This is a genomic window from Nonomuraea sp. NPDC004580 (assembly GCF_040609855.1).
Classification (GTDB): Bacteria; Actinomycetota; Actinomycetes; order Streptosporangiales; family Streptosporangiaceae; genus Nonomuraea; species Nonomuraea salmonea.
In genome coordinates, this window is the sequence record NZ_JBEXLH010000010.1 from 107,170 (window position 1) to 127,745 (window position 20,576).

The window sequence follows — 20,576 nt, forward strand, 5'->3', positions numbered from 1 at the left end:
GGGGCCGAACCGCGGCCCGCCGCCCGGGTGCGATTCCGCTAGTCGGCCACCAGGCGGGCGCGGTGGCCCTCGTGCTCGCGCTGGCGGCGCACCACGTACGTGCCGGGCGCGCAGCCCGAGCCGCCGTGCTCCGGATGCAGCAGATAGACCGGGGCCGAGGCGGAGAACACGCCGATCGCCAGGCCGTCGGCGTCCGAGACGTTCACCGTCCAGCGGCAGGTGCCCGGCTCGGCGACCAGCGTGTGCGGGTTGCCGCCCGCCGCGCCGCGCAGCAGCTCGACGCCCTCAGGCGGCACGGCCTGCCAGCGGGGGTCGTCGCGGATCTGCACCGACGCCGCCACCAGCCGCAGCGGCACCACGATGAGGTCGCCCTGGGCCTGCGGGCCGTCGAGCACGGGGATCTGGATCGACTGCTCCAGGTGGTCGAGCACGGTCAGCCCGGTCTGCCGGGTCAGCGTGGCCAGCGTCACTGTCATGAGCATCACCTCAGGTTCTGCGTAGGAGTTGGGCGTACTGCTCGCCGGACAGCCCGTACGTCCAGCCGGCGGCGGCGAGCGGATCGTCGAAATGGCCGGGCACGGTGAGGCCGTACTGCCTGCGGCGGCCGTCGCGCTCGACCGAGCCGTTGACCGCGAGCAGCACCCGCGTGTCCCGGCGCATGTCGTAGAGGCGCAGCTCCGCGCCCGCGTTGCCGGGGTCGGGGGCGGTGGCGACCAGCCGCAGCTCGGCCCGCGCGATGTAGGCGGGCCAGCCGAGGCGTTCGATCGCGCAGCGCCTGACCTCGACGTTGGGCTCGGCGGAGATGCGCTCAGGGGTGGGGTCGTGGATCACCCAGGACGGGATCCTGGTGCCGTGCCAGGCGTAGGTGGCCCAGCCGTCGGCGTACCGTGCCGATGGGCCGTCCGCGTGGTGCGGGCGCTGCTCGCCGGTCGCCGTCCACGTCTCCGTGTGCAGCTCGGCGGGGCGTTCCGACATCACGCACACGTGCTCGGACGGCCACCACCAATGGCAAGTCGTGGCCACGGCCGTCCACAGATCCACCTGACGGGCCAGCCCGGCGGGCAGCTCCACGCCGGCGATCCGGCGCAGCGCGTCGCAATGGGCGATCCAGGAGACGCACATCGTGCGGTACCAGGTCTGGTGCCGCGACGCCTCGTTGTGCGCGAGCTCGACGGGCGGCAGCAGGCAGCGGCCGGCCGTGTTGAGGAGTGGCTGGTGCACCTCGCGGCGCAGCAGCACGTCGACCGGGCGTTGCGCCGGGCGTACGCGGGCGTGCACCGCCCCGTACACGCGGTGGCGCAGCGTCGCGAACCTGGCCGGCAGCGGCCACGCGTCCACCCGCTCGGCGCTCTGCCCGGGCGGCAGCCCGGCGGGCACGGTCGCGAACGCGGCGGCAGGCGAGGTCACCCAGTGGAAACGGGGTGGGGACAGACCGATGAACCGGTAGAGAGCGGAGACGGCGGCTGCTGCGGCCTTGCGGTCCGCGGGCCGCGTCGAGAGCGCGCGGCCCAGCCATCGGTCACGGAGCGAAGCAGCTTCCCGCTGCAGGACGTCGCTCACCGGGCGAGGGCGGAGGCGCCCTCCTTTCGCATGATCATGAAAGAAATGGTGACAGAAGGGGACGCCCTATGTCCACCCGATCAGTCGGCCAACCGGTGCTGGAGCTGGTAGGGGCCGGTCGTCTCCGAGGCGGGCGCGGGAGCCAGGCCCGCCGCGAGCAACTGGGCGCGCAACGCGATCACCGTACGTTCGAGCGCCCGGATCTGCGCCTGCAACCTCCGGATCTGGTCGCGCATCGCCTTGGACATGTCCTGCTCGGTCGTCAGGTCGGCGCTCACCTGCTCCGCCTGGCCCTGCGTGCGGGCGAGCTGCCGCTCCAGCTGGCTCAGCGCGTCCTCGTAGATGGTCTTCGCCCTGGTGTACGCCTCGGCGTCCACCTTGGAACGCTCCAGCTCCGCCTGCCGCTCCACCTGCAGCAGTGCCGCCTCGTGGGTCTTCCTGTTGGCGTCCGTGGCCGATCGGAAGGCGAGGTACGCCACACCCAGCGGGACGACCCCGACCGCGATCTGAATGAGGACCTCAGTCAGACTCGGCATCGCCGGCTCCTCCCATGAGCCTGATCACACCGGTGTAGCCGACGCCGTCGTCGCCCTGCCAGGTGTTCACCGTCAACGCGATGGGGATCTCGCTGCCGTCGCGGCGCAGCCCCATCAGCGGGATGATCCGCCCGGACAGCGCCGATTCGCCCGACGACCGCACCCTGGTCAGCCCCGCCAGGTGCCGCTCGCGCAGCCGGGGCGGGATCAGGATCGTCAGCGGCCGGCCCACCGCCTCCTCCGTGCTCCACCCGAACAGCGCCGCCGCCTGCGGGTTCCACGACTGGATGACGCCGCCCGCGTCCGCCACCACGATGGCCGGCCCGCCCCGGCACCCCGAGGTCAGCCGGTGCACCGCGACCGCCTCCGGCCAGGTGGCGATCAGCGCGATCCAGCCGCCGAACGCCAGCCACACCGCCCCGGCCACCCAGCCGCGCGGATTGTCGCCGGAGAACGTGGAGATCAGGTGTACCAGGCCGTACAGCAGGAGCAGCGCGGTGGCCGCCGCGAACGCGACCCTGTCGGAGCGCAGGAACATCTGCACCAGGCACAGCACGCCCGTCAGGCACCAGGCCAGCGCCCACACCGGTATCGGGGCGATCGTGGTGAGCATCGCGTGACCTGCGGCGGCCCGCTCGCCGCCCTGTCTGAACGCGAGCGACGCGGCGATGGCCAGGCACAGCAGGCCCACGAACGCCAGCGACGCGCCGCGCCGGCCGATGCGGCGCAGGACGCGTGCGGACAAGGCCGCGGCGACGGAGTCTCCGTTACTCACCGTCGTCACCTTAATGCATGGAGTCAGCCTCGGATGACGTTGTCAGCGAGCGCCGCCCGCGCGTCGCGCCGATCGCCGGCGGAGGGTGCTTCCCGGCGTCGCGGAGGAGTCACGCGCCGGCGTCGGTCAGGGTCGTCGGCCTGAGGTTCCACGCGTCCAGGCGCATCCGGCGATCCTGCGGCGGCACGCCGTCCCAGGTGGCGTGCAGCACGCGCTCCTCGCCTGGCAGCAGGTCGAAGGCGTTGTCGTCCCAGCGGGCCCAGCCGGGCGCCGTCGCGGGGCGGGCGTCGAGCAGGCGGACGAACGGCACGACGGGGCCCGCCTCGTGGCGCAGCCGCAGCGTCCAGGTCGTGTCGCCGGCCTCCAGTTCGGTGGTGACGCGGGCCTCGGGCAGCGTGAGCAGGTCGGCGAAGTCGGGGCCGGCGGTCAGGACGTACCGGTTGGTGATGGTACGCCGGTTGCTGATGGTAGGGCCCTCGCCGCGTACGGACAGGTCGAGCACGAAGCTGCCCGGCCCCGGCGCGCACGTGATCGTGCCGACCTCGCCGGGGGCGGCGGCCGTCCAGCGCCGCTCGGCCCGCACGCCGCCGTCGAGGCCCAGCACCCGCGCCTCGACCTCGGCGGGGCCGCCCTCCCACCAGGCCCAGACGACCGCGCGCAGCTCGTGCGCGCGCGGCGCGGGCAGCGCCGCGCACACATGCTCATGCCGGTACGCCCGCCGCACGTAGTGGTAGGCCGCCTTCGGCTCGCCGAAGTAGTCCACGGACGCCGTGCACCAGCCGTTCGGGAACGACTCGTTGAGCTGCCACGGCAGCACCCCGCAGCTCCAGGGGCGGCGCCTGTTGGCCTCGACCGCGTACCGCAGTCCGTCGGCCTGGAGGAACTGGCTCGCCCGTGACAACGTTCCCAGGTCCTCGATGGCGTCGCCGAACGCGGCGCGTACCAGGGGCTCGTTGTTCCACCAGCGGCCGAGATGGTCCCAGACCGGGTTGCGGGTGGTCGGCAGGCGGCGCTCCGACGCCGGCACCACCGACTCGATCGCCCGCAGGTTGCTCATCCCCTCCACCCCGAACTCGCTCAGCAGCAGTGCCCTGCCCTCGTCATAGAGGCGGTAGTGGTCGTCCAGGCCCTGGTGCTCCCACGGGCCGTGCACGTCGTGGTGCTCGGGCCCGGTGCGTACGCTCTCCAGCGTGTTCCCGAACACCGGCCCCGTCGGCGAGGTCGGCAGCCAGTGCCGGTCGGGGTCCAGCCGGGCCACCACGCCGTGCAGTGCCGCCAGCACCGGCGAGTCCGCGTCCGTCAGCGGCACGCCGTCGGCCCGCTGCAGCTCGTTGCCGCCGCACCAGATCGCCAGGCTCGGATGGTTGCGCCGCGCCGGGACGATGCGCTCCGCCTCGGCCGTCATCCTGGCTACGAACGCGGGGTCGTCGCTGGGCAGGCTCTCCATGCCGGAGCTGGACTGGGCGAACTCCTGCCAGACGAGGATGCCGTACTCGTCGCAGAGGTCGTAGAACGCCTCGCTCTCGATGAGCCCGCCGCCCCAGACGCGCAGCATGGTGACGCCGGCATCGCGGGCGAGCGTGAGGAGGTGGCGCAGTTTGGCCTGGTCGACGGCGCCGTAGAGCGCGTCGGCCGGCACCCAGTTCCACCCCTTGATGCCGGTGGGACGGCCGTCCACGGTCAGCCGGTACGGGAGCGCGCCCGCCGGCGCCCCGGGGTCACAAGTGAACCGCACGTCCCTGAACCCGATCCGGGTGTTGCGCCGGTCGCTGACCTCGCCTTTCGCGTCGCGCAGGATCGTGGTGAGCGTGTAGAGGTGGGGCTCGCCGTGCCCGTTGAGATGCCACCGGCGGGGATCGTCCACGGTGAGCGTGGTGGTGAGCGTCGTGCTGCCGCGGAGCGGAACGCCCGCCTCCGCCACGACCTCGCCTTGAGCCGTACGAAGGACCAGCTCGGCCCAGCCTTCTTGTTCTGCCGCATCCGTATCAAGCCGAACGACGACTTTCCCGACATCTCCCCCAATGCTGGCACGCGCCCACACGTCAACCAGCCGCAGCGCCTTGGTCGTCCGCAACCGCACCGGCTGCCACAACCCCTGATGCACGAGCCGCGGGCAGAAATCCCACCCGTACCCCATACGCCCCTTGTGGACGTTCACCTTGGCCGTGTATCCGACCTGCGGCTCACTGACCGGCGCCGGCTCGACGACGACCGCCAGCGCATGCTCCCCACCCAGCCGCCCGGTGACCTCGACGACGAGCGGCACGAACGTCCCCTCGTGCACCGCGACCCGCTCCCCATCGAGATGAACGGCCGCCGCGTAGTCGATGCCCTCGAACTCGAGAAAGGCCCGCTCCCCGGCCGCGAGTTCCGGCGCGACCAGCCGGGTCCGGTAAACCCAGGTCCGCTGCGAAACCCACTCGGACAGCCTGCTCTGCCGCCCGACGTACGGATCCGCCACCTCCCCGGCCTGAAGGAGATCGGCCAGCACGCTCCCCGGCACCTTCGCCGGCACCCAGCCCTCGTCGTGACCTTGGCGAGCATGCAACTGCGCCCGATGCAACTGCCAGTCATCCCCGAGAAACCCCCGAAGCTCCCAGCCCTGATCAAGAACACGTACGGAGGACATGGGCGCCTTTCGGATGTGGCAACGTTCCCACACGATGCTAGGCCCGCCCGCCCAGGAGGTCAACGCGATGCGCTCTCCAGCGCGACCGGCTTCTTGGCGATGCGTCGCTCTGGCTTGATGTGCTTAACTGGGGCAGAAATTTTCTATGGGTGCCTAGGGGTCTCCCCGAACACCACATCCTAAGGCCGCCCTTCCGGGGCGGCCTTAGCGCTATTGTGCCTGCGCGCGAATTTGCCACCTCGATGAGGCAGGTGGCTGCGAGGCTCCCGACAGCAGCAGTAACGCGTCCCCCGTCATGGTGATCTCGGGACTGGTCGTCAACGCAGCCTCGATCCCGATGCTGACTCGGGATTTCCTTGCGCTCAAGCGCCTGCACTTCCCGGGCAGGTTCGTAACCAAGCACGCCTTGGACCACATCCTGATTGAGGTCATGGGTAGTGAAATCCTGCAGATGACCCGCAGTGACTCGCGTAACAAGCGTCGGCAGGCGAACCGCTTTCGGTTAGGCGAATCTCAGAGTGGCGCACTCGATCTTCACGCAGAAGTGGAAGACGGGAGGCGATCCCTACCCCGCCCTGCGTGACGTCCCGCTGTTCGCCGGCAGTGACAATCACGCTGGGCTGCAAATCGCCGACTACCTCGCATCGACACTGCTGTTTCCCATGGCTGCCTCGGCGTACTGTCCACCGCTGCAGGGCAATCCGCACTCCTCAGGCCGGTACAACGACGTACGGAAGGAGTTCGGCTCAAGAGTCGAGGCCCTTCAGTATCGGTACAGGGACGAGTCCGGCTACTGGCGTGGAGGGGTTGTAGTCAGCGACCCCATAGGCAAGCGCACCGGGTCGCTGCTCTTCCGGCTCGGCGAAGGGTCCTCGTAGCAGCGAGCGGACGCCGTTGCCGTACGTGCGGTGATATGCCGTCGGGAACGGTGCTGAGTGGTGTCGAAGAACGCCGACGGCACCCTCACCATCACCATCGACCAGGCCAAGGATCCCGAGCCCCTGGAGGCCACGCTGGGGGGCATGGGCGTGAACGCCGGGTCGACTACATCCCCAGCGGGAAGCGTTGTTCGCCACAGCCGCGCAGCACGAGCTTCCTGTCCCGGCAGGAGGCGCAGCACCCGGCCGACGGCAGGCCGTTCCTGATCTGGCCGCCCACTGAGCCGGGGTTCCGCATCGATCCGGCCGCGGTCAAGCCGGGACAGACGGCGGTGCTGGAGTTCAGCGTCTCGGACGATGCCAAGGTGGCCGGTATCTGGGCGAACCTATCGAACGGCCCCGTCGCATCCTGCACCCTCGTGGACAGCGACGAGGCCCCGCTCGGCCCTCCCCAGGGCTGGGACAGATGAAGGATTGCGCTACCCGAGTTGACGGTTGCGGCGGACCTGCTTCTTCTCGTCGAGGACGGCGAGGGCGTCGGCGATGGGGCCGAGGTGGGTGAGCTTGTCCGGGTTGACGATCGAGCGGATGGTCTGGATGCGTCCGTCCTGGATGTCGAGCGTCCAGACGTTGAAGACGCGGCCGTCGCGGTCGCGGATGATCGCACCCGGCTGGCCGTTCACCTCGGTCGGCTCCAGCGCCGCGCCGATCTGGGCGAACGGCGGGATCATCACGGCCAGTACCTTGGCGACCTTCGTGTCGCCGAACAGCGGCATCGTGCTGCCGATCTTGCCGCCCCCGTCGTTGACCAGCTGCACGTCGGCGGCCAGCAGCTCCTGCAGCCCCGCGACGTCCCCCTCGCGCATCGCGTGGAAGAAGCGCCCGGCGAGCTGGTCGCGGGCCCGGCGGTCGGCCTCGAAGCGGGGCCGGCCCGCCTCCATGTGGCGGCGCGCCTGCACCGCGAGCTGGCGGCAGGCCGCCTCCGACCGGTCCACGGCGGCGGCGATGTCCCGGTAGCCGAAGGCGAACACCTCGCGGAGGACGAAGACCGCGCGTTCGAGCGGGCTGAGCCGTTCCAGCAGGATCAAGGCCGCCATCGACAACGAGTCGGACAGCTCCGCCGACCGCTCGGGGTCCTGGTAGGGGTCGGCCAGCAGTGGTTCGGGGAACCAGGGCCCGACATAAGCCTCACGCCGTACGCGGGCGGAGCGCAGCACGTCGATCGAGATCCGCGTCACCGTGGCCGACAGGAACGCCTTGGGCGACTCGGGCCGGGTCGCGGAGCTCTCGTAGCGCAGCCAGGCTTCTTGGACGGCGTCCTCGGCCTCGCTCACGCTGCCCAGGATGCGGTAGGAGATCGCGAAAAGCAGCGGCCTCAGTTCCTGGAACTCCTCGACGCGGGTCACGCCGACCATTGTTATCACCATTCCGGACAAAAGGAACATGTGGCTCAGCTCACATTGCCGGGATCTCACAGGTTCACGGCGCTGTCTCGTCTTGGAGGTTGCAACGGCTGACACCGGCAAACAAGGAGCACATCATGCAGAAGGTCTGGTTCGTCACCGGCTCGTCCCGCGGCCTGGGCCGCAACTTCGTACAGGCCGCCTTGGAGCGCGGCGACAAGGTCGCCGCCACCGCCCGCAGCACCGAGAGCCTGAAGGCGCTGGTCGACACCTACGGCGACGCCGTCCTCCCCTTGGATATGGACGTCACCGACAGGGCCGGCGTCTTCGACGCCGTGCAGCGTTCCCACGAGCACTTCGGCCGCCTCGACGTCATCGTCAACAACGCCGGGTACGCCCAGATCGGCGCCGTCGAAGAGCTCACCGAGCAGGAACTGCGCGACCAGATGGAGACCAACCTGTTCGGCGCGGTGTGGGTGGCGCAGGCCGCGCTGCCGTACCTGCGGGCGCAGCGCTCCGGCCACATCATCCAGCTGTCCTCCGCCGCGGGGGTCATCGCCATGCCGCTCGGGGGCGCGTACCACGCCTCCAAGTGGGCCCTCGAAGGTCTGAACGAGGCGCTCGCCGGCGAGGTCGCCGAGTTCGGCGTCAAGCTGACCATCATCGAGCCCGCCGGGTTCGCGACCCGGAACGGCAACAACCCCGACCCGCTCGCCAACGGCCACATGGCCAAGCCCGACCCCGCCTACGACGGGCTCCGGCAGCGGCTCGGGGCGATGGCGGGCAAGATGCCCGCGGGCGACCCGGCCGCCGCGGCGCAGGCCCTGCTCAAGCTCGTGGACTCCGACAACCCGCCGGTGCGGGTGCTGTTCGGGAAGGGGTTCCAGCCGGTGATCGAGCAGGCGTACGCCGCCCGCCTCAAGACCTGGTCCGACTGGCAGGACCTGTCCATCGAGGCCCACGGGGATCACTGACGTCGATGATCGCCGACCCGCCGCCCGGGACGATCCGGGCGGCCGGCGTCCACTTGAAGATCCACATCGTAGAGTGCGCACATGGCCAAGCCACCCCCGGCCCCGTTGAGCGGCGCCGGAGCACGCCGTGTGGCCGCGTACATCACGTTCATCCGGCGGCAGCGGCAACGAGGCCGGCGCGGCCATCACCGGCATCGGCGCCCGCAAGGCGGGCCAGTTCCTCCTGACCGGCCTGAACATGAAGACGGCGCCGTGGACGCACGCCAATGCGCGCGTGGCGACCCTGCGCGCGATGCGTGCGCCGTTCACCGGCTGCGCCGAATCGAACGTGGTCAGGGCGGGGTGGAGCGGGGTGAACGTCCCCGCGCAGAGCGGCGAGCCGACCTGCCCGTAAGACCGCCGGCGATCCTTGTCCGGCGGGGAGCGGCCGCCGGGCAAGGTTTCCCGTGACCTATCTGAACGCCTTTGGAGCTGCGTCATGGTGCTCTCGACGCGGCTCTTGTCGCCGACGACCACGTAGGTCTCGTAGTTGACCTCGTCCCCCTTGCCCATGGCGCCGCTGGGGCTCGTCACCTGGATGGTGTTCTCGGCGAAGTGGCCGTTGTAGTCCGAGGGCGGGCGCGACATCGTGTAGTAGTACGCCTCGTCGCCCTGGACGTCGGGCTTGACGTACATGCCGAGGCAGTAGTCCCCGTCAGCTGTGCAGCGGACCATGGGGTCCTTGCTCGTGTGCGACTCCGCCGGCTGCGCCGACAACTGCCGCAGCTGGGGGCTGTAGGAGTAGACCTTGGTGAAGTCCGGCTGCAGGTAGGCGACGAAGGCGCTGCTGAAGTGGTCGTACGGCTCGTCCTCCGAGGTGATCGTGGCGGCGGCGCGGAAGACGTTCTCCAGCCCCCTCGCGTCGTGGTCGGGAGCCATCTCGATTGTGGTCCTCAGCCAGTACGGCGACAGGCCCATCGTGTACGGCACACGCGCCGGCTGGCGGTCGGCGGGGCGGCAGCCGCCCCAGCCCGGCTGCGTGTCCGTCAAGGTCATGAACATCGCCGGCCGCTGCTCCGTACGGATGGAGCTGCCCGACTTGGCCATGGTGTAGAGCGCGCTCGTGCTGGGCCCGTGATAGGGCGGCGCTTTGCGGTCGTCGTCCCTGCGGGCGCCGGCCTGCGTGGGGTTGTAGCACTCGCTCGCCTCCTGGCCATCCTTCCAGGCGTGGAAGGCGTACTGGAAGGCCGCGCCGTGGCCGCCGCTGGAGATGAACTCCTTCTCGTTCACCTTGACCGACGCGATCGCGCCGGCCAGCGCCGTCGAGGTCGTGACCGACAGCGTGTTGCGCCCGTCGACCAGCGCGGACACCGTCACGTCCGGAAAAGTCCGGTCGTAGTTGTCCTTCGAGGCGCACTCGGTCTTGTACGTGAGCACGAAGTCGTCATAGGCCGGACTGCCGGGTTCCGGCGGCACACACGTTTCCGGCACGGCCGTCGCCGCCGCCGGTAAGGCCACCGGAGTGGCCACGGGAACAGCCACTGCGGCCAGGCCCAGGACCGCCGCCAGCGCGGCCCTTCGTCGGTTGGATGTCATGATCGGATCGAACCAGGTACGGGGACCGCGGCGGCCTCTGTTCATGAAAGCCGGAAATGTTGGCCGCGCCAACACCTGCGCTGGTCCGACGTGGATCGTCAGGGTAGTCAGATGACCATCCGAGGGTCGGAGGAAGTGGACGCTTGTTAGCAAGATCCCAGAATCGTCCTGAGAAACACGAAGACCCGCTCCCAGGAATCCCTGGCCCGTATGGCAGGGAGCCTTCACCGCAAGAACAGGGCGCTTCGGGATCAAGCCTGATCTACAGGGACTGGTCCCAGGGGGGCGGGAGGGGCGCCGGGTTGGAAGGTGCGCTTGAAGTCGGGGCATTCCACGAGCGGCTCGTGCGTACAGGTCGAGGCATGGCGGAGGCCGTCGCGCATGCGGACCAGGCGGGCGATGTCTTCCTCCAGTTCCTCGGCCTTGCCGATCATGCGGGTGCGTAGCTCCAGGTCGCCGGGGGTTGCCCGCAGGAATCTGGCGATCTCGGCGATGGTGAACCCGGCGCCGCGTGCGCAGGTGATGAAGGCGAGGTGATCGAGGACCTCGGAGTGGTAGGTCCGGCGCAACCCGTTGCGGCCCGCCGGGGCGACGAGGCCCCGCTTCTCGTAGAACCGCAGCGCCGACGCCGCCAGCCCGGAGCGCTCGGCCACCTCTGCGATGTCCAGCAGTTGCTCGCCCACCATGCCTCCTTGACTTGAACCGCGCTTCAACTAGCAGGCTAGCCGCCATGCAGATCCATCACCTCAACTGCGGGTCCGTACGGCAGATCGAAGCCACCTACCCGGGCCCGGCCCCCGCGCACGCAGTCAACCACTGCCTGCTGGTCGAGACCGACTCCGAAGGACTGGTCCTCATCGAGACCGGTCTCGGCCTGGACGATGTACGCGACCCCAGCCATACCCTCGGCGCCGACTGGGTCGAGATGGCCCAGCCCCTGCTGGACGAGCAGGAAACCGCCATACGCCAGATCGCCCGGCTGGGGTATGACCCCGGCGACGTACGCCACATCATCGTGACGCACCTCGATGTGGACCACTGCGGTGGCCTGCCCGACTTCCCCACCGCCCAGGTTCACGTTCTGGCGGCCGAGCTTGAAGCCGCGACCAGTCAGGCGCCCAGCTTCCGCTACCGCCCGGCCCACTGGGCACACCACCCGAACTGGGTGACCTATCCCACCGGCCCCGGCGAGGACTGGTTCGGCTTCGCCTCCCTGCAGCCCCAGGGCCTTCCGCCGCAGATCCGCCTGATCCCGCTCGGCGGCCACACCGCCGGCCACGCCGGAGTGGCGGTCCAGGACGGCGACCGCTGGCTCCTGCACTGCGGTGACGCCTACTACTACCACCGGGAACTCGGTGACACCCCCCAGCCTCACCCGCTCCTGGATCTAGTGCAAACCAGCTCAGAAGTTCACCACGATCTCAGGCTCGGCACTCAGGCTCGGCTACGCGAACTCCTCCGCCGCCACGGCGACCAGGTGTCGATCTTCAGCGCCCACGACCCCTGGGAGCTCCATCACTACCGTCATCCCGGGCAACCCTCGGTGCTGCAGTAGGTTCACAGGATCATGCGGCAACCGGATCTGTCGCGCGAGACGGAGCGCCACCACCGGAGCGACGCGTGATCACGCGGCCTGATCCTTGCCGCTGGGCATCGGGACTGCGGCGCGCGGTCGACTGCGCTTCCCCGTGTGCAGGGCTGGCACTCCTGGCTGGTCCGCATCTGGGACGGGCTCACGTTCGGCGTGCACCGGCGGCAGATCCGCGTCGCCGAGCAGACCGGCAACGCCGAGGCCCTGACCACGTGGATGGACCGGAAGCAGCAGGCCATGAGGGAGCATCGCGCGCGCCTCATGGAGTTGCCGTTGATGCTTATGGGCCTGCTGAAGGTGGTTGTGGTCGTGCTGCTCGCGATGGCCGTCCTCATCCCGCTCATCGCCGCGCTGGTGTGGGCGACCGGCGGCGACGGCATCGAGGTGTTCCGGTGGTGCCGGGACACGCTGCGCTGGATCTTCGACGCCATCGCGTTCGTCTGGCCGTGGTTCGTCGTCAGCCTGCCCGTCCTGTTCGTCGTCGCGGGCTGGCGCGAGGGCCGGCGCCGGGGCAAGCCGCCGTTGCTGTACGACGCTGCTGTACGGCCAAGAAAAAGGCCCTCCGGGATCATCCCGAAGGGCCTTCTACCTGAAGCGCGGCCGAGAGGACTCGAACCCCTAACCTTCTGATCCGTAGCCAGTTCGCGATCGTCCACAAGAGGTTACCGGGAACACAAACGCCTGCTCAGCGCCACCTACGACTTGATCGGCTCCCACGGTCGTCCATCATCGTCCAGGGGCGTTGTTAGCAACAGCGTTAGCAAGATCCCCTATCGACTCGTTAGGCGTGCTCTCGTAGAGAAGGCATTGAAGGCGTATCTCAGCCTGGTGTGCTCGAAAATTCGGGTGATCTCCGAATCAGATCCGCGCGCCTGGGCCGACGCCGCGATCGGGCTCGTGACCTGGTCCTATACCTATGGGCCACTGGTATCACCTTTTCGCTGCATTCTGAATCTCAGCGAACGCCGACGGAACGGTCCTCATCGGGGTGTCGGCCCCCCGGCACTTGACTCTGTCAGCGTTCACATCGGGACAGAGGCACATAATTTGTCGTTCCCCAGCTCTATAGTGAAGCCTGGGTGATTATTGGATCAGCTACTAGCTCAAGTGTCGATCGGAGTGTCCGAGGGATGCTAGACCCAACGACGATGGCGATCATTACCGGCGCAGCCGGCAATCTGGTTGCCTACATGCTCAATGGCCAGGTAGACGCCGTCCGTTCCCGAATCAAGCGCATCTTCCGGGGAGGAACCGAAGAGGAGCGATCAAGATCCCTGCGTGCCGCAGAGGAGGACTCGGCCGCTCTTGCTCGACGAGCAGCTTCTGAGACCGATGTAAGAGCTCGGTGGGGTGTGCACCTCGCTGCATACCTGGCCGAGCACCCTGAGGTCTTGCCCGACCTCGAGGACATCGCTCAGTCCGCGCCCACGGCGGTGGAGGGGATGATCGTCGGCGAGCAGCACAATCACGGTTCAGGAACCTTCATTGGCCGGGACAACTACGGTGGCATAACAACGCCCAGGGAATCCTAACGATGGTCGTACCGTCAGAGGGAAATCCATCACGCATCGAACAACATAACCACGGCTCTGGGACTTTCATCGGTCGAAATAACTACGGCACTATCAACGCCATCGATCCGGCAACGCATGCAATACTTGAAAAGCTGTCTAAACAGGCACCAGCTCTTGCACGGCTCCTACGGAAAGCTCTGCGGGATGGCGTGGTATCGCCCGATGTTGTCAACGCTCTCGAGTACGCCGCCCGCAACATCAATGAGGATGTGGCACATGCCCTCCTGATTGCCGGTAGGAATATAAACGAAGATGTTGCATACTCCCTGCGTGTCGCAGGTGAACATATAAATGGGGATGTCGCCAGAACACTTCTGGATGCCGGCAGAGAAATCAGTGGGGCCCACGAAGTGGTCGCCCGAATGGAGCGAGCACTAGTTGATTTTGCAAGCGTCACCGAGACTCTGAGGAACCTGACTGGATCGCATGGTCGAAACAGCCTGATAGATCGACTGAACAAAGCGGTCGACAGTATAAGAATTCACGCGGATCGAGTTGAAGGAGTCGTTACTCCACCACCGGCACAGATAGTTGTCAACTGGAAGCCCACCTTCTACGCCTTCGCAATCGGATTTCTGGCCGGCATGGCTTTGCTTGCTTACTTGATACAGCGCTAGCCATGTCTAAAGAGAGCCGAATGCGCTAGCGCATGGGAGCCAGTCCGCTGCGGCCAGGGGTTATTGGGCGCATTCACATAGTCACTCAACCCCAAGGCAGATAATCACCGCGTCTTCGACTATGGCGTGATGGCTCCCACGGAGGATCGGCTGCGATCTCGAACGGACTGCTGCATGCCTTCGTCAAGAAGGCAAAATTTGGATCACCCAGTTGAGATCCTTCCGGCAATATCACAACCTTCGCCTGCACCGGGCCGCCAATTCCGGGCAATCGGGGCGCATGCGGGCGAAACACCGCTAAACGCTGTAGACGTCTTCTGGCCGTCAAGGGCCTGGGCGAAGTAGGTTGGGGTTGTCCCGGCCTCCAGGGACGCGCACGATGATGACGTGGCAGGGCGTGGTCTCGCCGGGCCGTTGGACGGTTTCGATCCAGATGCTGTCGAACAGGTTGATGGCGCCTTCGGCGGCGACGGTCTTGTCTAGGGCGAGAAGTATGGCAAACGCGGCGCTGGTGTTCTGGTATTCGGCTGCTTGGGCCACGTAGGTGCGAAGCCCGGTTTCACTCGCGTCGTCTTCCTCGATCTTGCACTCGACGTTGAACTGCGCGGTGTTGAAGGTGAACAGGATGTCAGCGCGGCCGCCGGCTTTGTCGATGACTTCAGAGTGCACCTGCCTGAACAGTGCGGAGAAGGTGAGGACCTCCCGGTAATGCTGGTGGAAGAGCGCTTCGTCGACCTTCTGCTTCTTGCCGTCTTTGTCACGCAACCGCAAGAACTCGGTGTAGCCACCGCCCATCTTCCGGCCGATGTCGTAGCACAGGTATGTGTAGCGGACGGTGGCGTCCAGCAGGCTCTGGAACGGCTCGGCGATTCCGGGTATCCAGTCCCGGGAGGTCTGGAGCCGGGTGATCAGGCCGTTCATCAACCGCACGTACTTGGGATCGGCGATTGAGGAGGCGAAATCATCGCTGTCACGCAGCGCGAGTTCTAGCTTGTCCAGGACATCGTCAGGGGTCTGGTTGGCGAGGATCGGGAAGTAGTCGGGAAGCTGGCGCGCGAGTTGCCGCCAGCGGCGTTCTTTTCCCCGATCGGCCGGAGGAAGGGCGGGGTCGCTTCCGCTGAGGGCGGTCGACCGGGCGGACAAGGCGGCGTAAAGGCGCTGAGCGGCCGGGTCGTCGCGTAGGTCCTCTTCGTGGGTGAGGGCGTATTCGAGAGTTCGTCTGCGGTTCTCCTGCTGCAGAAAGGTGTCCTCAATGACGGGAGCCACGAGGGTCTCCACGACGGGCATGGCCGGGGTGTCGGTAAGGACGAGCACGGTGTGGTGGGCTGTGTAGGCGGCCAGCAGGGCGGTGAGAATGTCGTGCCCGTCGCCATACCAGGGGTCGTCGTGGCCGATATGCCGGGCCGCCTGGTCCAGAAGCGTTGTCAGCTGGGCCCAGGCGGTGATGTCGTCTTGGCGGCCGCTGGCCCAGGACGGGGTCGTGGTGCGCATTCGCCACGAACGGTATCGCTGTAGGTTCTGCCGCAGTGTGTCTGCCGCGGCGGCGACCCGCTGCGGGCCGTCCGGGGCGGACAAGCCCAGCAGGCCGTCGATGCCCGCCTGGTAGATTTGGGCGTCGATGCGGTCGGGGTCGACCGCTGTGAGTTCGGTGAACCTCTGTCGACAGTCGCGGAGCTGGTCGGCCATCGTGGCATAGTCGTGCTGCTGCAGCGCGGTCCGGATATCGGCCAGCGCGAGCTCAAAGGCCGCGTCACGGAAGAGGTGGTCGAAGGGCAGGCACCGCTCAAGGGCCTCGTACAGGCCGGCCGCGGGGTGGTGGGCGTCCAGGACGCCCAGCAACCGGGGCAGGCGGGCAGCGAACTCGACCGGCAGCATGGCAGGGTCTTCGGTGACCTCGTCCATGGCACCCAGTAGCCGGGCGGGGCTGATCGTCTGTGACAGCGCCAGTTGGACGAGGAAGTCTGCGGCCTCAGCCCCGATAAGAGCGGCGGCGGGGTCGTCGCCAGCGTCCCGGGCGTCTGTGAGGCGGCGTAGAAGGATCTTTGCCAGCCGGACGCCCAGGGCACGCGCCAGAGCAGGGCGATGGGTGAGGGCGTCGACAGCGCCTGCGAAGGCCGCGTGCTGGGGCGTGGTCGCCAGGGCCGTGAGGAGGAGGTCGTGGAGTTCCCCCTCATCTCCCGGCTCGTGCTCCGGCTGGTGGGCGAGCGCCAGGACAAGGTGGTCGAGGAAGGGCCCGTTGGTGAAGTAGTCTGCCGCGGCCAAGACCTCGTCCTTGCCGCCGAGGTCGGTCAGTGTCGGCCCGTTGCGGCGGGCATCGGCCGAGATGCTGCGTGCCCACACGGTGATGCGCTGATCCATGGGGTGCACGCTGTCCCTCCCTCCCGTCCTGCCCCGCCGGTCCTGGTGGCGTTGTCTCCCTAGAACAGTTCGCGACCGTCGATCCCCGTCACGATACGGTCCCTGGGGAAGATGTCCCAGACGGCGCTCTCAATCGAAGTGATGATCAATTGCATGCCGGGAATGTCGTTGCCGGTGTCGTAAAGCGTCTGAATGACCTGATGGGCTGTTTCCGGGACGACTTCATCGGCAGTGGGGGCGTCGATGAGCAGGAGTCCGGGGTGGGAAGCGATGCCCCGGCGGCGTCCGACACGGATCATTCCGACGACGGCCGCGATCCTCATCCGAAGCCGGTCGACGGGGCTGAAGGACGCATAAGGGTGCTTGGCGCCGGATTTGATTGCGTTGAGGTGGCCAGCCAGGTTGAGGTTGACGCTACCGAGGTTGGTCACGCCCAACGCTGCGGCGATTCCGAGGATTTCACCGTTGAGTTCGGTGAAGAGAGCCCGGCTGTGGGTCTCGACGACCTCTTTGACGACCTCGGTGGCTACGGCCAGGACCCGCTCGTCAGTGAGCGGCTGTTGCCCCGCCGGCCGGGTCGGCTGGGCGGGCTCGGACAAGATCGCGGCCAGTGCGGGAAGTGCACCGGTGGTCTCGCCTGCCGCCAGCATCAACGCGCCCTGCAGTTGAAACACCTCATTCTTGGCATGTTCCACCAGGGTGAACACCTCATTGGACTGCGCCGCGGTCAGGGCCGCGGTTGCCTCCGCATAGGCCGTGCGAGCACACTTCAGCGTGTGGGCGGCCTGATCCGCCGCCGCTTTGGAGCGGCTCTCGGCAGCCTGCGAGGCGGCCAGACGATCATCGATGCGGGTGAGAGCCGCTTGCGCCGCCTCCGGATCATCTGGTTCGTCCGGCAACGGGTTGGCGCAGACGGAGCATCGGTGGTCGGTGTCCTCGATGGCCCGGCGGGCGTCATCTATGTCGTGATCGCAGCGCGGGCATGCCTCGGGATCCAGGGCACCCAGGAGCAGTCGCGCGGCGCTGCTCTGGCGGGCGCGCCGGGCTGCCCGCTGGTCGGCCAGCCTGTTCTTGCGGGCGGCCTCGAGCTGGCCAGCCGCGATCTGATAAGCGTCCTGGCAGGCGACGACCTTGGTCGCCGCGCGTTCTACGGTCTGCAGCAACGCGGTGATGTCCGGCTGTGCGTTGCGCAGGTCGCGCAGCCGCTGCTGGGCGTCGGCCAGCGCAGCGCGCAGCGGCTCGGTTTTCTGCTCCCGAGCCCGGGCATCTTCGTGGGCGCGTCGCGCGACCCTGCTCTCCTCCTGCAGTTCCGCTTTGCGTGCGGTTACAAGGCGCGTCAGCTCTGAGGCGTAGGGGACGTCGAGGAACAGTTGCATGAGCCGCACTGGCAGCTGGCCGACCGTCGTGGGCCCCAGAAGGATCGTGTCGTTGGCCGAGTTCAGCGCCAGCGCGTAGAAGAAGCTTGGCCAACCATGCACATCCTCGGTGCTGTCCCGCTGCCCATCCTCACCCTTGGGCGCGCCGGGTTCAGCCCTCCACACCGAGATCGGGCGCAGGCCGAGCCTGTCCATCATGAAACGGCTGATCAGCGCCTCGACCTCTGGTGGTTCGGCCTCCGACACCACACGCACACCGGGCCCCTCCTCACTGCGGCCCTCAAGGGTTAGTAGAGCGGGCAAACTGTTGGCGCTCAGAAGACGCGCGTGTGGGCGGCCAGGTCGTTCGAAAGTTAGCCGGATCGACCCCGCCACCCCGCCGACCTCTACGTCGGCGCGCACGTAGTGGAACCAGCCGACCGTCTCGGGCCGACGGAACCCCGGAAATCCCTCGCCGCGCAACGCGAAGCTCAACGCCCACAGAACGCTCGACTTCCCCGCGGAGTTGATCTCGCTGGCAATCACCCACGGCCCCGGCCCCAGTGGAATGTCCAGGGTGAACGGGCCGTCCTTGGCGGCGGTCCCGGTGTGCTTGACCCCTTCGCAGTACAGGCGGTGCACCACCAGTTCACGGCGGGCCGGCAGCGGGGGCGTCAGATCGAGGCCGTGTGCGGCGAGGATCGCAGTTACCTCCTCGAGATCGGCGTTGCCTAGCCTCGTGGTAATGCGCCGGTGCAGCTCGCTCTCCGACGGAACAGACAGGTCCTCACTCATGGACGGCCCCCTGCAAGGTCGCTTCGCGCAGTGCGCTGAGCCGCTCCCGCGCCCGGTCAGCGATCGATGGAATGATTTCTCCCAGCGGCGTCTCGGCGTAGTCACGCTGTAGGTACTGGCGGTTGCGCAGCGCGAGCGCCGTATGACCGGTCGCCTCAGCCAAGGCGCGCACCAACAGTGCTCGTTCGGTATACCAGGCCAGTTCGGGGAATTGGGCAGTGGCCTGATCGGCGATTTGGCGGCCCTTGCTGGTCAGGTAGTAGCTGTCCTGGATGACGCGGGTCTGGCTCCGGCGCTGCCGGACGACCACTAGGCGCGGGGCGGCCAGCACGCTCAATGCCTGATCAAGATATTCGAACGCTCCAAACAGATATCGCAGCATCGGGATTGCGCACACTTCGGGTTCGTCCGAATCTAGGATCTTACCCGCCAAGTCCAACAGGATCATCTCGCCGCTGCGCTCGTAGTCGTTCAACAGCTCATCAGCGAGGTAGTCGGGGTTTCTCAACCAGAAGTCGAGTTTCTGCAGGCGGCTCTCTGCATGCACGACGGCCACCGCGTTCGCCGGGACATCAGGCCCAACCGGAGTGCCAACAGGGTCGGCCACGGCCGCGATGAGCAGCAGCAGTCGGATTGCGTCAGAAAATCGATCGCCCTCAGAATCTGCAGACACTCACACAAAGTAGCCACGACGCGGGCAGCGATCAACCGGTTGCAGGGAACTCGAAGTGAAAGGTGTACATTGGCAACCGACATCTTCGCCGAGTCGGTCGGCGAGAGGGAAGAGGGCACGTGTTACCAGGGGTGTTAGCAAGATCGCAAGGTTGTCCCGGCAAATGCGAAGGCCCGCTCCCCAGGAACCCCTGGTAGCGGGCCTTGCTGCTGTGCGAGGCCGAGAGGACTCGCACCCCTAACCTTCTGATCCGTAGTACGAGGCAAAGCGCATGTCGATCAGTTCTCGGGCAGCGCGAGCAGCAGGTTCAGGTGATCGCCGTGCGGCCTTGTGAGTCGGCGTTGCTGTACAGGTTGCTGTACAGCACAGCTCATCCCTCGGCGTCATCAGCAGGAGGGTTGGCCTGCTGCACGTAGGTGCCCTTCCCATGAACGCTCCGGATGAGGCCACGCTCGCGCAGCTCCTTCACCTGCGGTGAGCGGTCATCCTGGCTACACCGTGCTGCTTCGCGAGGTCAAGTTCCGAGGAAAGACGCTGCCCTGGCTTGAGTTCGCCTCGATCTCGATTCGACAGCGCGTGCGCCTGAGCGATACCGCCTCCAGGAGTTCGCGTGTGCTTGCATCACTGTCTATCGCCCACAGCGGCGCTTAGCTGATTCACAGGATCACGCGGTTCGACATACCTGTGCACGCCTTCGCCGGCCCTTGAGGCCACACGGCAGTTCGTTGCTGATGGTTCCGGCTCATCCTCGGTGACCCTCGATAGAGGGAGTCCCAACGAACAAGCAGCACCCCGCAAACCGGTGGCAAAGATCGACGAAGTCGATCTGCGGCAGCGATCGCCCCAGCCGCCGGGGTGGGGACCGAAGTGAGCGATCGTCACGACCTCAGCGAACAAATATTGCTTTGTCCGCTATAGGGCGCTATGCACCTTTTGTAGAGGAAAGGTGCTCTATCAAACGTTTGCGAGGACCGGCTCTTAGCCACAAGCGCAGCCGGTGATGGAAGAGCCGTTATCATTGCTCATGTCATTGTGGACACAGGGAAGCTGCGCTAGGGGGTTGAAATAGTGGACCCCGCTACGGAGAGCGCTATAGCAGAGGCTGCAGATATCGCTTGGCACCACTTGGGAAGGTCGAGTGGTGATATAGATCTGCCAGATCTGATTGACCATGCTGATATAGCCATGAGCTGGGAGTCCCACAGGGAAAATGTCGTCCGCAGCATTATTTCCGGAGACTGTTCTCCAGCACATGTGGAGATCGTAGACCTCCCGAAAGACCG

Annotated in this window: 18 protein-coding genes; 8 read left to right on the forward strand and 10 right to left on the reverse strand. The window is 67.2% G+C overall.

Features of this window, described 5'->3' with window-relative positions; genetic code table 11:
- Nucleotides 1-38: 38 nt before the first annotated feature.
- The 5 genes from ABZW11_RS13800 to ABZW11_RS13820 form a co-directional block, all read right to left on the reverse strand.
- Entirely contained in the window at nt 39-476 is a 438-nt protein-coding gene (locus ABZW11_RS13800; protein ID WP_355416094.1) for a hypothetical protein, read from the reverse strand.
- 10 nt (nt 477-486) lie between these two features.
- The gene (locus ABZW11_RS13805) at nt 487-1,560 is read right to left on the reverse strand and encodes a DUF6745 domain-containing protein (protein ID WP_355416096.1); all 1,074 of its coding nucleotides are present in this window, start codon (nt 1,558-1,560) and stop codon (nt 487-489) included.
- A gap of 80 nt (nt 1,561-1,640) precedes the next feature.
- On the reverse strand, nt 1,641-2,096 hold the full coding sequence (locus tag ABZW11_RS13810) for a hypothetical protein (protein ID WP_355416098.1): 456 nt from the start codon (nt 2,094-2,096) through the stop codon (nt 1,641-1,643).
- Nucleotides 2,080-2,871: a PAS domain S-box protein gene (locus ABZW11_RS13815; protein ID WP_355416100.1), complete on the reverse strand. Its 792-nt coding sequence runs from the start codon at nt 2,869-2,871 to the stop codon at nt 2,080-2,082. Before ABZW11_RS13815 ends, ABZW11_RS13810 begins: the two co-directional genes overlap by 17 nt.
- Nucleotides 2,872-2,980: 109 nt before the next feature.
- Nucleotides 2,981-5,362, reverse strand: coding sequence for a glycoside hydrolase family 2 TIM barrel-domain containing protein (locus ABZW11_RS13820; RefSeq protein WP_355416102.1), 2,382 nt, complete (start codon nt 5,360-5,362; stop codon nt 2,981-2,983).
- Nucleotides 5,363-6,018: 656 nt separating this feature from the next.
- Between ABZW11_RS13820 and ABZW11_RS13825 the strand changes: the two genes are divergently transcribed.
- Complete coding sequence (locus ABZW11_RS13825) at nt 6,019-6,378, forward strand: DUF3800 domain-containing protein (RefSeq protein ID WP_355416104.1); 360 nt, start codon at nt 6,019-6,021, stop codon at nt 6,376-6,378.
- Between the two features lie 479 nt (nt 6,379-6,857).
- Here the strand turns inward: ABZW11_RS13825 and ABZW11_RS13830 are convergent, their stop codons facing one another.
- Nucleotides 6,858-7,793, reverse strand: coding sequence for an RNA polymerase sigma-70 factor (locus tag ABZW11_RS13830; protein ID WP_355416106.1), 936 nt, complete (start codon nt 7,791-7,793; stop codon nt 6,858-6,860).
- 125 nt (nt 7,794-7,918) lie between these two features.
- Here ABZW11_RS13830 and ABZW11_RS13835 point away from each other — a divergent pair, with 125 nt between their 5' ends.
- The 3 genes from ABZW11_RS13835 to ABZW11_RS13845 all read left to right on the forward strand — a co-directional run bounded on the left by ABZW11_RS13835 (nt 7,919) and on the right by ABZW11_RS13845 (nt 9,848).
- Nucleotides 7,919-8,755: an SDR family NAD(P)-dependent oxidoreductase gene (locus ABZW11_RS13835; protein ID WP_355416108.1), complete on the forward strand. Its 837-nt coding sequence runs from the start codon at nt 7,919-7,921 to the stop codon at nt 8,753-8,755.
- 127 nt (nt 8,756-8,882) lie between these two features.
- Entirely contained in the window at nt 8,883-9,149 is a 267-nt protein-coding gene (locus ABZW11_RS13840) for a hypothetical protein (protein WP_355416110.1), read from the forward strand.
- Between the two features lie 468 nt (nt 9,150-9,617).
- Complete coding sequence (locus ABZW11_RS13845) at nt 9,618-9,848, forward strand: hypothetical protein (RefSeq protein WP_355416112.1); 231 nt, start codon at nt 9,618-9,620, stop codon at nt 9,846-9,848.
- A gap of 733 nt (nt 9,849-10,581) precedes the next feature.
- Here the strand turns inward: ABZW11_RS13845 and ABZW11_RS13850 are convergent.
- Nucleotides 10,582-11,016: a MerR family transcriptional regulator gene (locus tag ABZW11_RS13850; RefSeq protein ID WP_355416114.1), complete on the reverse strand. Its 435-nt coding sequence runs from the start codon at nt 11,014-11,016 to the stop codon at nt 10,582-10,584.
- Nucleotides 11,017-11,060: 44 nt separating this feature from the next.
- Between ABZW11_RS13850 and ABZW11_RS13855 the strand changes: the two genes are divergently transcribed.
- From ABZW11_RS13855 to ABZW11_RS13870, 4 genes are all read left to right on the forward strand, one after another.
- Nucleotides 11,061-11,885, forward strand: a complete 825-nt coding sequence (locus tag ABZW11_RS13855; RefSeq protein WP_355416116.1) for an MBL fold metallo-hydrolase — start codon at nt 11,061-11,063, stop codon at nt 11,883-11,885.
- Nucleotides 11,886-12,020: 135 nt separating this feature from the next.
- Nucleotides 12,021-12,551, forward strand: coding sequence for a hypothetical protein (locus tag ABZW11_RS13860; protein WP_355416118.1), 531 nt, complete (start codon nt 12,021-12,023; stop codon nt 12,549-12,551).
- A 518-nt stretch (nt 12,552-13,069) separates the two neighbouring features.
- On the forward strand, nt 13,070-13,453 hold the full coding sequence (locus ABZW11_RS13865; protein ID WP_355416120.1) for a hypothetical protein: 384 nt from the start codon (nt 13,070-13,072) through the stop codon (nt 13,451-13,453).
- Nucleotides 13,454-13,455: 2 nt separating this feature from the next.
- Complete coding sequence (locus ABZW11_RS13870) at nt 13,456-14,112, forward strand: hypothetical protein (RefSeq protein WP_355416122.1); 657 nt, start codon at nt 13,456-13,458, stop codon at nt 14,110-14,112.
- A 324-nt stretch (nt 14,113-14,436) separates the two neighbouring features.
- On the opposite strand, the gene ABZW11_RS13875 is transcribed toward ABZW11_RS13870, so the two are convergent.
- From ABZW11_RS13875 to ABZW11_RS13885, 3 genes are read right to left on the reverse strand one after another with little or no spacing between them, the layout of a single operon-like run.
- Nucleotides 14,437-16,470, reverse strand: coding sequence for a hypothetical protein (locus ABZW11_RS13875; RefSeq protein WP_355416124.1), 2,034 nt, complete (start codon nt 16,468-16,470; stop codon nt 14,437-14,439).
- A gap of 59 nt (nt 16,471-16,529) precedes the next feature.
- Nucleotides 16,530-18,620, reverse strand: a complete 2,091-nt coding sequence (locus tag ABZW11_RS13880; RefSeq protein WP_355416126.1) for a hypothetical protein — start codon at nt 18,618-18,620, stop codon at nt 16,530-16,532.
- Complete coding sequence (locus tag ABZW11_RS13885) at nt 18,613-19,293, reverse strand: hypothetical protein (RefSeq protein WP_355416128.1); 681 nt, start codon at nt 19,291-19,293, stop codon at nt 18,613-18,615. Before ABZW11_RS13885 ends, ABZW11_RS13880 begins: the two co-directional genes overlap by 8 nt.
- Between the last annotated feature and the right edge of the window lie 1,283 nt (nt 19,294-20,576).

Excerpts from the sequence above, each read along its gene's own strand:
- ABZW11_RS13800 (WP_355416094.1), bottom strand. The coding sequence starts at position 476 with ATGACAGTGACGCTGGCCACGCTGACCCGGCAGACCGGGCTGACCGTG.
- ABZW11_RS13875 (WP_355416124.1), bottom strand. The coding sequence starts at position 16,470 with ATGGATCAGCGCATCACCGTGTGGGCACGCAGCATCTCGGCCGATGCC.
- ABZW11_RS13870 (WP_355416122.1), top strand. The coding sequence starts at position 13,456 with ATGGTCGTACCGTCAGAGGGAAATCCATCACGCATCGAACAACATAAC.
- ABZW11_RS13830 (WP_355416106.1), bottom strand. The coding sequence starts at position 7,793 with ATGGTCGGCGTGACCCGCGTCGAGGAGTTCCAGGAACTGAGGCCGCTG.
- ABZW11_RS13880 (WP_355416126.1), bottom strand. The coding sequence starts at position 18,620 with ATGAGTGAGGACCTGTCTGTTCCGTCGGAGAGCGAGCTGCACCGGCGC.
- ABZW11_RS13850 (WP_355416114.1), bottom strand. The coding sequence starts at position 11,016 with ATGGTGGGCGAGCAACTGCTGGACATCGCAGAGGTGGCCGAGCGCTCC.
- ABZW11_RS13865 (WP_355416120.1), top strand. The coding sequence starts at position 13,070 with ATGGCGATCATTACCGGCGCAGCCGGCAATCTGGTTGCCTACATGCTC.
- ABZW11_RS13835 (WP_355416108.1), top strand. The coding sequence starts at position 7,919 with ATGCAGAAGGTCTGGTTCGTCACCGGCTCGTCCCGCGGCCTGGGCCGC.
- ABZW11_RS13810 (WP_355416098.1), bottom strand. The coding sequence starts at position 2,096 with ATGCCGAGTCTGACTGAGGTCCTCATTCAGATCGCGGTCGGGGTCGTC.
- ABZW11_RS13855 (WP_355416116.1), top strand. The coding sequence starts at position 11,061 with ATGCAGATCCATCACCTCAACTGCGGGTCCGTACGGCAGATCGAAGCC.